This window comes from Sphingomonas sp. NCPPB 2930 (genome assembly GCF_042867205.1).
GTDB lineage: Bacteria > Pseudomonadota > Alphaproteobacteria > Sphingomonadales > Sphingomonadaceae > Sphingomonas.
Map to the genome: position 1 here is coordinate 37,047 of NZ_JBHZQU010000013.1, position 13,034 is coordinate 50,080.

Genomic DNA, 13,034 nt, shown 5'->3' on the forward strand with positions numbered 1-13,034 from the left:
AACGGGGGCCAAATACGGGGGACTGCCGCATGACCGACCCGATCCTGTCCATCCAGGGGGTGACGAAGACCTATAAGAGCGGCGTCACCGCGCTGCATCCGGTCGACCTGACCATCCGGCGCGGCGAGATCTTCGCGCTGCTCGGCCCCAATGGCGCGGGCAAGACCACGCTGATCTCGATCGTCTGCGGCATCGTCACGCCATCTGCGGGTACGATCCGGGTCGACGGGCATGACGCGCTGCGCGATTACAAGGGCGCACGGCGGAAAGTCGGGTTGGTGCCGCAGGAATTGTCGGTCGACATGTTCGAGCGGGTCATCGACACGGTGAATTTCAGCCGGGGCCTGTTCGGCCGCGCGCCTAATCCTGCTTATGTCGAGCAGGTGCTCCGCGACCTGTCGCTCTGGGACAAGCGCCACGCCAAGCTGATGGAATTGTCGGGCGGCATGAAGCGCCGGGTGCTGATCGCAAAGGCGCTCGCCCACGAACCCGACCTGCTGTTCCTCGACGAACCCACCGCAGGCGTCGATGTCGAACTGCGCCGCGATATGTGGAAGCTGGTCCACCGCCTGCGGGAACGCGGCGTCACCATCATCCTGACCACCCATTATATCGAGGAGGCCGAGGAGATGGCCGACCGGGTGGGCGTGATCGCCAAGGGCCAGCTTCTTCTGGTCGAGGAAAAGGCCGAGATGATGAAGAAGCTCGGCAAGCGCGAGATGGTGCTGACGCTGGCCGAGCCGATGGCGGCGATCCCCGCCGCGCTGGCGGAATGGGAATTGACGCTGGAGGATGAAGGGCGCCGCCTTCGCTACATCTTCGACGCGCGCGCCGAGCATACCGGCATCCCCTCGCTCCTGCGAATGCTGGGCGAGATGGGGATCGGGTTTGTCGATCTGGAAACCTACAAATCCTCGCTGGAGGATATTTTCGTCGATCTGGTCGAGGGGGGGCGCGCATGAACCTGCATGGCATATGGGCGATCTATCGCTTCGAAATGGCGCGGTTCCGGCGGACCGTGTGGACCAGCCTGATGGTGCCGGTCATCACCACGACGCTGTACTTCGTGGTGTTCGGTACCGCGATCGGCTCTGCGATGAATCAGGTTTCGGGCGTGCCTTACGGCGCATTCATCGTGCCGGGGCTGATGCTGCTGTCGATCTTTTCGGAAAGCATCCTGAACGCCAGTCTGGGCATCTACATGCCCAAATTCACGGGGACGATGTACGAGATCCTGTCCGCGCCCTTGTCGCCGATCGAGACGGTGCTGGGCTATGTCGGCGCGGCGGCGAGCAAGTCGATGGTGATCGGGCTGGTGATCCTGGCGACCGCCTATCTGTTCGTCGACCTGTCGATCCTGCATCCGGTGGCGATGATCTTTTACCTGTTGCTGGTCGCGACGACCTTCTCGCTGTTCGGCTTCGCGATCGGCATCTGGGCGCGCGGGTTCGAGCAGTTGCAGGTCATCCCGCTGCTGATCGTCACGCCGCTGACCTTTCTGGGCGGCGCCTTCTACTCGGTGACGATCCTGCCCGAGCCGTGGCGGACCGTGACGCTGTTCAATCCGGTCGTGTATCTGATCAACGGCTTCCGCTGGACCTTTTTCGGCACGTCGGACGTGGCCCCGACGGTCAGCCTGGGGGTGACGGGGCTGTTCCTGCTGGCGTGCCTGGCGTGGATCGGCTGGATCTTCCGCACCGGCTGGCGGCTGAAGAACTGAGCGCGGCCTGAAACCCACCTGTTCCCCGGCGAAGGCCGGGGTCCAGTTGTCGAGGATGCGGGACATGGGCCTCCCCCCTCGCCGTTTCGACGCACCATGAACGTTGCAGTAGCCCCGACCTTTGCCGGGGAGCAGGTTATCTTTTGAGTCCCCCGCCCAGCAGCGGCGTCACCACCAGACCGTTCAGATCGACCAGCGCGTGGACCAGCATCACGACCCACAGGCTGCCGGTCATCAGGTACAGCCCCGTCATCACCGCTCCCAGCGCGGTGGTGGCCAGGACGCCTGCCCAGCCCTGATAGCGGTGCATCGCCCCGAACAGGATCAGCGAGGCGGCGAAGCCGATCCAGGCCTGTCCGGTCAACACCGCGACCAGCAGCGGCAGATAGAGGCGGAAGAACGCCTCCTCGCTCACCCCGGCCATGACGCTGAGCGCGGCGGCATATTTCAGCTCGCGCCGGTCACGCGGCAGCAGCGCGGAGACATCGCCCAGCGGCCTGCGCTTCAACACGCGCGCCATCACCGCGCCGACGACGAGCCCACCCACCGCGCCGCCCAGCAACAACCCCAACGCCCCGTCGTCGCTGGCAAGGACGGACGGCAGCATGGCCGCCGCGGGTGCGAACTCGCCCGGCATGGTGACCAGCGCCACCAGCCGCCCGAGCAGCGCCAGCCCGATCCCCACCGGCAACAGGAAGACCAGCGCCGCCCGCACCAGCCACAACCGGAAGCGCATCCGCCGCGAATGACCGTCGTTCAGCGCCTTGAACCGCCGATATTCGCCCAGATCGCCCTTCTGGAACCACCAGACGCCACCCAGCGCGGCGAGCAGTAGAAGGGCGGCTAGAATGGGCGACATCATGACCATTGCCCTTCCATAGCCGATCGCGCCTCACCCATCCGTTCGCGCTGAGCGAAGTCGAAGCGCACGCCCCGCGTTCGCGGCTTGGCGACGCTTATCCCATGGCCTTCGACTTCGCTCAGGCTGAACGGCGCGGGTGTGAAGGTCACGGCGCTACGTCGTCGGAAAGACGATCAACCTGGCAAATCACAACCGGTGCTGCCCCTTGACCCAGCGCACCGTGCCCGACGAGGCGCGCATGACGACGCTTTCGGTCGTCATCACCTTGGGCCGCCGCTTGACCCCCGCCAGCAGCGAGCCGTCGGTCACGCCGGTCGCCGCGAAGATGCAGTCGCCCTGCGCCAGTTCGGTCAGGTCATATTGCTTGTCGAGATCGGTCACGCCCCATTTATACGCCCGTGCCCGCTCGGCATCGTTGCGGAACAGCAGCCGCCCCTTGAACTGCCCGCCGACGCAACGCAGCGCGGCGCAGGCCAGCACCCCCTCCGGCGCGCCGCCAGAGCCCATATAGACGTCGATCGTCGTGTCCGGATCGGTCGTCGCGATCACCCCCGCCACGTCGCCGTCGCCGATCAGCACGACGCCGCAGCCCAGCGAACGCAGCTCGGCGATCAGCGTCTCGTGACGCGGCCGGTCCAGCACGCAGACCACGATGTCGCCGGGCTTCACCCCCTTGGCCTCGGCGATGGCACGGATATTCTCGCTGGGGCTGCGGTCCAGGTCGATGATGCCCGCCGGATAGCCGGGGCCAACCGCGATCTTGTCCATATAGACGTCGGGCGCGTTGAGCAGATGGCCCTTCTCGGCGATCGCCAGCACCGCCAGGCTGTTGGGCCCCGCCTTGGCGCAGATGGTCGTTCCCTCCAGCGGATCGAGCGCGATGTCGATCTCCGGACCATGGCCGGTGCCAACCTTTTCGCCGATGAACAGCATCGGGGCCTCGTCGCGCTCGCCCTCGCCGATGACGACGGTGCCGTCCATCTCCAGCTCGTTGAGCGCGGCGCGCATCGCCTCGACCGCCGCCGCGTCCGCCGCCTTCTCGTCACCGCGCCCGACCAGCGTCGAGGCGGCGATCGCCGCCGCCTCGGTCACGCGGACCATTTCGAGGACGAGGACACGGTCCAGCACATGGCTGGCGGGCTGCGGGATAGTGTTCATGGGGCTCTCCTGACGCGGCATTTTGTTGAACATGTTTTACATGCCATACCGCGTCTCGTTCCCCGCGAACAGAGCGAAAGGCGATGGACGGTGGGGCGGAAACGGTCGACCCTGCGTTGGACATGCCGATGCCATCCCCCATCCCCGCCATGATCACCCTGACCGATGTCAGCCGCCGCTACGGATCGGTCGCGGCGGTGGACCGGGTTTCGCTGACCGTCGCGCGGGGCAGCTTCGTCGCGCTGGTCGGGGCGTCGGGATCGGGCAAGTCGACGCTGTTGCGGATGATCAACCGGCTGGAGACGCCCGATACGGGCCGCGTCACCATCGACGGAGAGGATGCCGGCGCGCGGCCCGCGCCCGAATGGCGGCGGCGGATCGGCTATGTCTTCCAGCAGCACGGCCTGTTCCCGCACATGACGGTCGCCGCCAATATCGCGATCGGGCTGCGCATCGCCGGGCGGCCGGTAGGGGATCGCGTGGGCGAACTGCTCGATCTGGTCGACCTGCCCCGCGAGCTGGCCGGGCGGATGCCCGACGCGCTGTCGGGCGGCCAGCGCCAGCGGGTGGCGATCGCCCGCGCGCTGGCGACCGAGCCGCCGATCCTACTGCTCGACGAGGCGCTGGGCGCGCTCGACCCGGTGACACGCGATGCGCTGGCCGGGCGGCTGGGGGAACTGCCTGCGCGGCTGGGGCTGACGACCCTGCTCGTCACCCATGACATGGCCGAGGCGCTGCTGACCGCCGACCGCATATTGGTGATGGACCAGGGGCGGATCGTCGCCGACGCCACCCCGGCGCAACTGGTCGCGGGTCAGGGCGGCACGGTCGCGCAGGCGCTGATGGCGGTTCCCCGGCACCAGGCCGAACGGCTGGCGGCACTCGCCCGATGAGCGCCTTTCTCGACGCGCTGGCCCGCGTGCCGCCGCTGCTCGCGCATCATGTCACGGTCAGCATGGCCGCGCTGCTGCTCGGGATCGTCATCGCGGTGCCGCTCGCCTTTGCCTGTGCGCGGCGGCCGGGGCTGTCGCGGGTCGCGCTGGGGCTGGCGAGCCTGGTCCAGACCATTCCGGCGCTGGCGCTGCTCGCGCTCTTCTATCCGCTGCTGCTCAGCCTCTCGGGGCTGGTCGGCGGTGGCATACCGGCGCTGGGCTTCCTGCCCTCGCTGCTGGCGCTGACGCTCTATGCGCTGCTGCCGATCCTGCGCAACGGCGTGACGGGGCTGACCGGGCTCGATCCGGCGGTGTTGCAGGCGGCCGATGCGGTCGGGATGACCCGCGCGCAGAAGCTGCGGCTGGTCGAGGCGCCGCTGGTCGCGCCGGTGCTGGCGGCCGGAATCCGGACGGCGGCGGTCTGGACGATCGGCGCGGCGACCCTGTCGACGACGGTCGGCCAGCCCTCGCTGGGCGACATGATCTTTGCCGGGCTCCAGACCCAGGCCTGGGCGCTGGTGCTGGCGGGCTGCGTCGCCGCCGCCGCGCTGGCGCTGGGGGTGGACGCGCTGATCGGGGTGATCGAGCGCGGGCTGGCGACGCGGCGGAAGGGCCTGTGGATCGGCGGGCTGGTCGCGCTGGCGCTGGGCTGTGCGCTGGCGACGCAGCCGCTATGGCCGCGCGGCTCGCAACAGCGGCGCGCGGTGGTGATCGGCGCGAAGAATTTTTCCGAGCAATATATCCTGGCGCGCCTGATCGGCGACCAGCTGACCCGTGCGGGCTATTCGGTCAGCTATCGCGACGGGCTGGGCTCGGCGGTGGCGTTCGAGGCGACGGCGGGCGGCCGGGTGGACGTCTATGTCGATTATGCGGGCACGCTATGGACGACCGCGATGCACCGGCAGGATTCGCCGCCCCGCGCCGCGATGCTGCGCACGCTCCAGCAATGGGCCGCGACACGCGACGTGGCGATGCTGGGGCCGCTGGGGTTCGAGAATGCCTATGCCTTTGCGATGAAGGCGCCCGTCGCGCAGCGGCTGGGCGTGCGGTCGCTAGCCGATCTGGGCCGTGTGGCGCCCCGACTGAAGCTGGGCAGCGACCTGGAGTTTCTCGACCGCCCCGAGTGGGCGGCGGTGCGCGATGCCTATGGCCTGCGCTTCGAGGGGCAGACGCCGTACAGCCCGACCTTCATGTACCGCGCGCTGGAGAGCGGGCGGGCGGATGTGATCTCCGCTTTCTCTTCGGACGGGCGGATCGCGGCGGACCGGCTGGTGGTGCTGGGCGATCTGAAGCGCGCGATACCGGGGTATGATGCGGTGCTGCTGGTGGCGAAGGACCGGGCGGCGGATGCGACCTTCGTGGAGGCGCTGCGGCCCATGCTGAACCGGATTCCGGTCGAGGCGATGCGCGAGGCGAACTACCGGGTCGATCGGGATGACGCGGTCAAGGAAAGCCCGGAGGCTGCGGCGCGGTGGCTGGCGGACCGGGTCGGTTTGTAGTTTGGGTTCACGCGAAGCCGCGATGCCGCGAAGCAGGGAAGATTGTGTTCGCGCAGAGGCGCGGAGAACGCGGAGGGGTATCGCTTCGGGCGACCGTCCTCTTTTCGCCTCAAGCCGGTGAGGCCGGATGAAGGTTGCCGTCCGGTACGACACCTCTGCGTCCTCCGCGCCTCCGCGCGAAACCCATTCTTCTTCGCGACTTCGCGGCTTCGCGTGAACGATAAGCCCCTCCCGCAGGCGGGAGGGGTTTGGAGAGGACATCGCGTCTCACAGAGACCATCGCCTATGGCCAGGCCCTCCCCCATCCCCTCCCGTAAACGGGAGGGGCGTGCCCAGATCATCAATCCCGCAGCAGGTCGTTGATGCTGGTCTTGGAGCGCGTCTGCGCATCGACGCGCTTGACGATCACCGCGCAGTACAGGCCCGGCTTGCCGTCGACCGAGGGGGTCGTGCCCGGAACGACGACCGAATAGGGCGGCACATGGCCGCGGAAGACTTCGCCCGTCTCGCGGTCGATGATCTTGGTCGAGGCGCCGAGATAGACGCCCATCGACAGCACCGCGCCCTCGCCGACGCGAACGCCCTCAGCGACTTCGGCGCGCGCGCCGATGAACGCGCCGTCCTCGATGATGACGGGCCCCGCCTGCAGCGGCTCGAGCACGCCGCCGATGCCCGCCCCGCCCGACAGATGGACGTTCTTGCCGATCTGCGCGCAGCTGCCCACCGTCGCCCAGGTGTCGACCATCGTGCCCTCACCGACATAGGCGCCGATATTGACGAAGCTGGGCATCAGGATGGCGCCCTTGGCGACATGCGCGCCGCGCCGCACGACCGAGCCGGGCACCGCGCGGAAACCGGCGGCGCGGAATTCGGCCTCCGACCAGCCGCTGAACTTCGACGGCACCTTGTCGAACCAGTGGCCCGCACCCGGGCCGTTGTCGATCAGGACATTGTCGTTGAGGCGGAACGACAGCAGCACCGCCTTTTTCAGCCACTGGTTGACCGTCCAGCCGCCATTGCCGTCGGGCTCGGCGACGCGCGCCTCGCCCCGGTCGAGCAGCGCCAGCGCGCGGTCGACGGCGATCCGCGCCTCGCCTTGCGTGGCGAAACCCAGCTCGGCCCGGTTTTCCCAGGCGGCATCGATGGTGGCGGCCAGTTCGTGAGCCATCGTCAGTCCTCCAATATGCTCGTCAGCCACGGCGTCAGCGCGTGGACGGTATAGTCGATATGGTCGCGGGCGGCCTCGGGCCCCTGTTCGGAGCCGTTGTCGACCCACACGGTCGTCATCCCGATCGCCTTGGCGGGGATCAGGTTGCGCGCCATGTCCTCGAAGAAGATGGCGCGGGTCGGATCGATGTCGAACGCCGCGCACAGCCCCGCATAGGCGGAGGGCTGCGGCTTGGGGACCAGGCCCATGGCGGTGATGTCGTGCACCGCCTCGAAATGCTCGCCCAGCCCCAGCCGGTCGAGGACCTTCAGCGCATAGGGCTTGTCGCCATTGGTGAAGACCAGCTTGCGCCCCGGCAGCTTCGCCAGCGCGGCGGCGAGCGGCGCGTCCTGTTCCAGCACGTCCATCTCGATATCGTGGACATAGGCCAGGAAGGCGGCGGGATCGACGTCATGCTCGGCCATCAGCCCGGCCAGCGTGGTGCCGTGCGCGTGGAAATATTCCTTCTGCACGCGGAACGCCTCGGCGGGGTCCAGGCCCAGCAGCTCGCCGACGAACGCGGTCATCCGCCGGTCGATATGCGCGAACAGATTGGCGCTCGCCGGATACAGCGTATTGTCCAGATCGAAGATCCATGCGTCGATATGGGCAAGGGCGGGCAGCATGGTCGGGCGTGTAGGCGGGCCGTCGCCTCGCCGCAAGCCGCCGGGCTCGTCAGGATGCAGGATCGGCGATAAGGATCGCACACGGGGTCGGACGAAGGGGGATATGTGAGGATCGAGCGCCTGCGGGGCATGACCGGCATTGCGACGGTGCTGGCGACCAGCCTGACGCTCGGCGCGTGCGGCGGGGCCGGATCGGGCATCCAGCCGACACCGACGCCGCCCATGGTCACGCCGACGCCCAGCCCCACACCGACTCCGACTCCGACGCCCACCCCGATCCCCAATTACGACACCGCCGGATATCGCGCGACGACGGGGGTGGTGGCGATGAACGCGCTAGCCGCCTATCAGCGCGGGGCGACCGGCAAGGGCGTCGCGCTCGGCATCATCGATTCGGGGATCGACACGACGAACGCGCTGTTCGCCGGACGGATCGCCAGCGCTTCCTCGGATGTCGCGGGAACGCGTGGCATCACCGACGAGGACGGGCACGGCACCGCCGTCGCCTTCACCGCCGCAGGGGGGCGCGACGGCGTGCGGGCGCAGGGCGTCGCGTTCGACGCGACACTGGTGGTCCTGCGCGCCGACCGGCCCGGCAGCTGCTCCAGCACTGCCGGGGGCGATGCGGGCAGCGGTTGCGCCTTTCCGCTCGATGCGATCACGCGCGGGCTGGACGTGGCGCGGCAATCGGGCGCGAAGGTGGTCAACATCTCGCTGGGCGCCAACGAGACTCCGCCCGCCAGCCTGACCGCCGCGATCGGCCGCGCGACGGCGGCGGGAATGGTCGTGGTGATCGCCGCGGGCAATGACGGCGAGGCCGATCCCACCGCGCTGGCCCAGATCGCCAACGATGCCGGCGTCGCGCGCGGCCAGGTCATCATCGCCGGATCGGTCAACGCCAGCGGCGTCATCTCCAGCTTCAGCAACCGCGCGGGCCAGTCCGCCGCGCATTACCTGACCGCGCTGGGCGAGATGGTCGAGGCGCCCGACCAGACCGGCACGCGCAAGCTGTGGTCGGGCACCTCCTTCGCCGCGCCCCAGATCAGCGGCGCCGCCGCGCTGCTGGCCCAGGCCTTTCCCAACCTGACCGCCGCGCAGATCGTCGAGCTGTTGCTGCGCACCGCGCGCGACACGGGAACGGCGGGCAGCGACGGCGTCTATGGCCGGGGGACGCTGGACCTGACCAACGCCTTCCAGCCGGTCGGCGCGTTGAACGTGGCTGGCACGGGAGCGGCCGGGGCCGCCGTCTCGCTGTCGGTCAATGCGCGCCTGTCCCCCGCCATGGGCGACGCGGTCGTCGCGGGGCTGCGCATGGTCGCGCTCGACGGCTATGCGCGCGCTTACCAGCTCGATCTGTCGGACACGGTGGCACGCGCCGCGCCGCGCGCGCTGCTCGCCCCCAGCCTGCTCGGCCGGATCGAAGGCGCGAGCCTGTCCGATGGCGTCCGCACGATCGCGGTCACCAGCGCGATCACCACGGCGGGCGAGGCGCGGCTGCGCGCCATCGTCCCCTCCGACGCGCCCGCCGCCGGTCGCCGGATCGTCGCGGGCACGATGACCCAGGCGCTGGCGCCCGACACCGCCATCGGCTTCGGCTTTGCCAGCGGTGCCGACGCGCTGGTGGCCGGGTGGACCGGACAGGCGGGGCCCGGCTTCCTGCTGACCGATCCGGGCTTCGGCATCGACCGGGCACCGCGCGCCTCGGCGGCGCTGCGCCAGCGGCTGGGCGCGCTCGGCATCAGCCTGTCGGCGGAGAATGGCCGCTTCGCCGCCGCCGTGCCGGGGATGACGCCGCCGCGCTACGACCAGATGGCGCTGGGGCTCGACCGGCGCGTCGGGCCGGTCGCGACGACGCTGGGCCTGACCCGGCTGGCCGAGCGGTCGACGGTGCTGGGCGGCTGGTTCGGCGGCGCGCTGGGGCAACTGCGCGCGACCAGCTGGTTCGCCGATGCCGCCGCACGCTGGCGCAGCGATGGCGGCTGGACGCTGGCGGGGCATTGGCGCCGGGGATGGACCGACGCATTTGGCGGCATGGGCGGCGGGCTGCTGGTCAGCCGGTCCTGGTCGGTCGAGGCGGGCAAGCGCGGCCTGTTCGGCGGTGACCGGCTGGACGTGCGGCTGTCGCAACCGTTGCGCGTCACCGGCGGCGGGCTCGACCTGCGGCTCCCGGCGCATTGGGATTATGCCGCCGGGCAGGTCGACGGCTGGACCACGCAGCGACTGGCGCTGGCGCCGACCGGCCGCGAGACGCGGATCGAGGCGCGCCATGCCGTGCCGCTGGGCGCGGGCGAACTGTCCACCCATCTGTTCTGGCGGCACGATCCGGGACAGATCGCCGCCCTGCCCGACGAGCGCGGGGCGGCGGTGAAGTATGGCTTGACCTTCTGATACCCGGTCTTGGCTGGCGAAGGGCGCGCGTCACCCCCATCTTGCTCTTATGACACGTTATTCCTTGCTCGATCTGGTGCCCGTCATTCAGGGCGGCACCGTGGCGCAGGCGCTGGCCAATGCCGCCGACCTGGCCGCTCATGCCGAGGCGAACGGCTATCACCGATACTGGACCGCCGAGCATCACGGCATGGCGGGCATCGCCTCGGCCGCGACCGCCGTCGTGCTGGCGCATGTCGGGCAGGCGACGAAGACGATCCGCATCGGTGCTGGCGGCATCATGCTGCCCAACCATGCCCCGCTGACCATCGCCGAGCAGTTCGGGACGCTCGATGCGCTGTTCCCCGGCCGGATCGACCTGGGGCTGGGCCGCGCGCCCGGATCGGACCAGCGCGTCGCGCGCGCGCTGCGCCGAACGCTGGACAGCGATCCCAATGGCTTCCCGCGCGACGTGATGGAGCTGCAAAGCTATTTCGCGGATGACGGCCAGACCGGCATCGTCGCGACGCCGGGCGCGGGCGCGCGGCCGCAAATGTGGATTTTGGGATCGAGCCTCTATGGCGCGCAGCTCGCCGCCGCGCTCGGCCTGCCCTATGCCTTCGCCTCGCACTTCGCGCCCGACGCGCTGGACGACGCGCTGGCCATCTATCGCCGCGACTTCCGGCCGTCGGCGATGCTCGACAAGCCCCATGCGATGGCGGGGTTCAACGTCTTCGCCGCCGACACCGACGAAGAGGCGGAGCTGCTGGCGAGTTCGCAGCAACAGGCCTTTGTCGCGCTGCGCACCGGCAATCCGGGCAAGCTGCCCCCGCCCGTCCCCGGCTATCGCGAGAGCCTGGGCGCGCAGGGGGCGGCGATCCTCGACCATGTCCTGTCCTGCTCGGCGATCGGCGCGCCCGCGACCGTGGAACGGCAGCTCGCCGCCTTTGTCGAGCGGACCAAGGTGGACGAGGTGATGGTGGTCAGTTCGATCTTCGACCACGAGGCGCGCAAACGGTCCATCGGCATCGCCGCGCGGGCGATGGATGCGCTGGAGTCGGTGGCGGCCTGATCCGTCGATTTCACGCGAAGGCGCGAAGATTTTGTGTTCGCGCGGAGGCGCGGAGGGCGCAGAGGTGCTTGGCTTGCCGAACCGGATGCAAGCCCATCTTGGCCGAGGGATGAGGGATATACTCGCCCCGGGCGGGCCACCTCCGCGTTCTCCGCGCCTCCGCGCGAACCCATCTTCTTCTCTTCGCGGCATCGCGCCTTCGCGCGAATCGAAATCAGCCCACCGCCGCCGGAAGCCTGAGCCGCACCAGCAGGCCGCCCAGATCCTCGCTCTCCTCCAGCGATACGGTGCCGCCGTAAATCTCCGCCACGTCGCGCACGATGGCGAGGCCCAGTCCCGTGCCGGGCTTGCCCGTGTCCAGCCGGACGCCGCGATCGAAGATGCGGACGCGTTCGCTTTCGGGGATGCCGGTGCCGTCGTCCTCGACCAGTATCTCGACGAAGCCCGCCTGCGCGGCCACTGTCACGAAGACGCTGCCGCCGCCATATTTGGCCGCGTTTTCGACCAGGTTGCCCAGCATCTCGTCCAGGTCCTGGCGCTCGACATGGACGACCAGGTCCTTCGGCCCGTCGACATCGATACGGGCGTGGCGATAGAGGCGGCCGACCGCACGCTCGACCGATTGCAGGCTGGGCCAGACCTCCGCCCGGCTGTGCGCCGAGCCGCGCCGCCCGACCGCGCGGGCGCGCGCCAGATGGTGGTCGACCTGCCGCCGCATCGTCCGCGCCTCGCGGATCACCGTCTCGGCCAAATCGTCGGCATGCGCGGTGGCGGCGTTCATGATGACGGTCAGCGGGGTCTTGAGCGCATGCGCCAGATTGCCCGCATGCCGCCGCGCCTCCTCGGCCTGCTTCTCGTTATGCTCGACCAGCGCGTTGAGTTCCTCGACGAGCGGCGCGACCTCGTCGGGCATGGCGTCGGAAATCCGGTCCGCCCGCCCGGCGCGCATCGCCGCGATATCCTCGCGCACCCGGCGTAGCGGATAAAGGCCGTAGAAGGTCTGGATCGCCGCCATCAGAAGGAGGCCGACCGCCAGCAGCGCGAAGCTGCGCACCAGCGTCCGCCGGAGCGCGGCGATCTGCGCGTCCAGCCCCTGGCGGCTCTGCGCGACCTGGAACCGCCAGCGCACCTCCGATCCGGGCAGCTTCACATCGCGTTCGACGATGCGCAGCTTTTCCTCGGGGAACTGGTCGCTGTTATAGGTATGGATGCTGTCGTCATTATGCGGCGTGCCATAGGCCAGTTGCCGGTCCCACAGGGATCGCGAGGGAAACGCCTCGCGCCCCGGTGCCGACACCTGCCAATAGACGCCCGAGCCCGGCTCCAGAAACGCCTGGTCGGCGGGCTCGCGGCTGAACCACACCTCGCCCTGCTGGATCTCCGCCGAGACGAGCAGCGAGCGCAGCACATAGGCCAGCCGGTCGTCGAAATTCTGCGTAACCGCCGACACCAGCACCCGGTCGAGCGCGAAGCCGCCGCCCGCCAGCAGGACCGTGATCCACCCGGCCGCGATCAGGATCATGCGGCGCGACAGCGATCCGGTGCGCCGTGTCGGGCGCAGGGTGGCACCGTCCTTCATGGCAATGTCCCG

The 13,034-nt window shown here is 69.4% G+C and carries 11 protein-coding genes; 6 read left to right on the forward strand and 5 right to left on the reverse strand.

Annotated features, from left to right (window positions below; genetic code table 11):
* Nucleotides 1–29 precede the first annotated feature (29 nt).
* A complete protein-coding gene (locus ACFX59_RS14310; RefSeq protein ID WP_387432991.1) occupies nt 30–962 on the forward strand; it encodes an ABC transporter ATP-binding protein in 933 nt (310 codons plus the stop codon).
* Nucleotides 959–1,720 (forward strand): ABC transporter permease, encoded by a 762-nt coding sequence (locus tag ACFX59_RS14315; RefSeq protein ID WP_307102552.1) that lies wholly within the window; start codon nt 959–961, stop codon nt 1,718–1,720. The genes ACFX59_RS14310 and ACFX59_RS14315 overlap by 4 nt, the downstream gene beginning before the upstream one ends.
* A gap of 136 nt (nt 1,721–1,856) precedes the next feature.
* Here ACFX59_RS14315 and ACFX59_RS14320 read toward each other — a convergent pair whose 3' ends face one another.
* The gene (locus ACFX59_RS14320; RefSeq protein ID WP_387432995.1) at nt 1,857–2,582 is read right to left on the reverse strand and encodes a CPBP family intramembrane glutamic endopeptidase; all 726 of its coding nucleotides are present in this window, start codon (nt 2,580–2,582) and stop codon (nt 1,857–1,859) included.
* A 186-nt stretch (nt 2,583–2,768) separates the two neighbouring features.
* Nucleotides 2,769–3,740, reverse strand: a complete 972-nt coding sequence (glpX, locus tag ACFX59_RS14325) for a class II fructose-bisphosphatase (protein ID WP_387432997.1) — start codon at nt 3,738–3,740, stop codon at nt 2,769–2,771.
* A gap of 122 nt (nt 3,741–3,862) precedes the next feature.
* Between glpX and ACFX59_RS14330 the strand changes: the two genes are divergently transcribed.
* Nucleotides 3,863–4,633 (forward strand): ATP-binding cassette domain-containing protein, encoded by a 771-nt coding sequence (locus ACFX59_RS14330; RefSeq protein WP_387433000.1) that lies wholly within the window; start codon nt 3,863–3,865, stop codon nt 4,631–4,633.
* A complete protein-coding gene (locus ACFX59_RS14335; protein ID WP_387433002.1) occupies nt 4,630–6,171 on the forward strand; it encodes a glycine betaine ABC transporter substrate-binding protein in 1,542 nt (513 codons plus the stop codon). The genes ACFX59_RS14330 and ACFX59_RS14335 overlap by 4 nt, the downstream gene beginning before the upstream one ends.
* 340 nt (nt 6,172–6,511) lie before the next feature.
* Here the strand turns inward: ACFX59_RS14335 and dapD are convergent, their stop codons facing one another.
* Both dapD and ACFX59_RS14345 read right to left on the reverse strand, forming a co-directional pair.
* Nucleotides 6,512–7,339 carry a 2,3,4,5-tetrahydropyridine-2,6-dicarboxylate N-succinyltransferase gene (gene dapD, locus ACFX59_RS14340; protein ID WP_307102542.1) on the reverse strand — a complete coding sequence of 276 codons (828 nt, stop codon included), beginning with the start codon at nt 7,337–7,339 and terminating at the stop codon, nt 6,512–6,514.
* A 2-nt stretch (nt 7,340–7,341) separates the two neighbouring features.
* Nucleotides 7,342–8,004: a pyrimidine 5'-nucleotidase gene (locus ACFX59_RS14345; protein WP_307102540.1), complete on the reverse strand. Its 663-nt coding sequence runs from the start codon at nt 8,002–8,004 to the stop codon at nt 7,342–7,344.
* 105 nt (nt 8,005–8,109) lie between these two features.
* On the opposite strand from ACFX59_RS14345, the gene ACFX59_RS14350 reads away from it, so the two are divergent.
* Together ACFX59_RS14350 and ACFX59_RS14355 are read left to right on the forward strand one after the other, a co-directional pair.
* Nucleotides 8,110–10,392: a S8 family serine peptidase gene (locus ACFX59_RS14350; protein WP_387433005.1), complete on the forward strand. Its 2,283-nt coding sequence runs from the start codon at nt 8,110–8,112 to the stop codon at nt 10,390–10,392.
* 49 nt (nt 10,393–10,441) lie between these two features.
* Complete coding sequence (locus ACFX59_RS14355; protein WP_387433007.1) at nt 10,442–11,443, forward strand: LLM class flavin-dependent oxidoreductase; 1,002 nt, start codon at nt 10,442–10,444, stop codon at nt 11,441–11,443.
* 214 nt (nt 11,444–11,657) lie between these two features.
* On the opposite strand, the gene ACFX59_RS14360 is transcribed toward ACFX59_RS14355, so the two are convergent.
* Entirely contained in the window at nt 11,658–13,022 is a 1,365-nt protein-coding gene (locus tag ACFX59_RS14360) for an ATP-binding protein (RefSeq protein ID WP_309692236.1), read from the reverse strand.
* Nucleotides 13,023–13,034: the final 12 nt, after the last annotated feature.

What these genes read in the sequence shown, in the direction of transcription:
- ACFX59_RS14310 (WP_387432991.1), top strand. Translation starts at nt 30, where the DNA reads ATGACCGACCCGATCCTGTCCATCCAGGGGGTGACGAAGACCTATAAG.
- ACFX59_RS14315 (WP_307102552.1), top strand. Translation starts at nt 959, where the DNA reads ATGAACCTGCATGGCATATGGGCGATCTATCGCTTCGAAATGGCGCGG.
- ACFX59_RS14320 (WP_387432995.1), bottom strand. Translation starts at nt 2,582, where the DNA reads ATGATGTCGCCCATTCTAGCCGCCCTTCTACTGCTCGCCGCGCTGGGT.
- glpX (WP_387432997.1), bottom strand. Translation starts at nt 3,740, where the DNA reads ATGAACACTATCCCGCAGCCCGCCAGCCATGTGCTGGACCGTGTCCTC.
- ACFX59_RS14330 (WP_387433000.1), top strand. Translation starts at nt 3,863, where the DNA reads ATGCCGATGCCATCCCCCATCCCCGCCATGATCACCCTGACCGATGTC.
- ACFX59_RS14335 (WP_387433002.1), top strand. Translation starts at nt 4,630, where the DNA reads ATGAGCGCCTTTCTCGACGCGCTGGCCCGCGTGCCGCCGCTGCTCGCG.
- dapD (WP_307102542.1), bottom strand. Translation starts at nt 7,339, where the DNA reads ATGGCTCACGAACTGGCCGCCACCATCGATGCCGCCTGGGAAAACCGG.
- ACFX59_RS14345 (WP_307102540.1), bottom strand. Translation starts at nt 8,004, where the DNA reads ATGCTGCCCGCCCTTGCCCATATCGACGCATGGATCTTCGATCTGGAC.
- ACFX59_RS14355 (WP_387433007.1), top strand. Translation starts at nt 10,442, where the DNA reads ATGACACGTTATTCCTTGCTCGATCTGGTGCCCGTCATTCAGGGCGGC.
- ACFX59_RS14360 (WP_309692236.1), bottom strand. Translation starts at nt 13,022, where the DNA reads ATGAAGGACGGTGCCACCCTGCGCCCGACACGGCGCACCGGATCGCTG.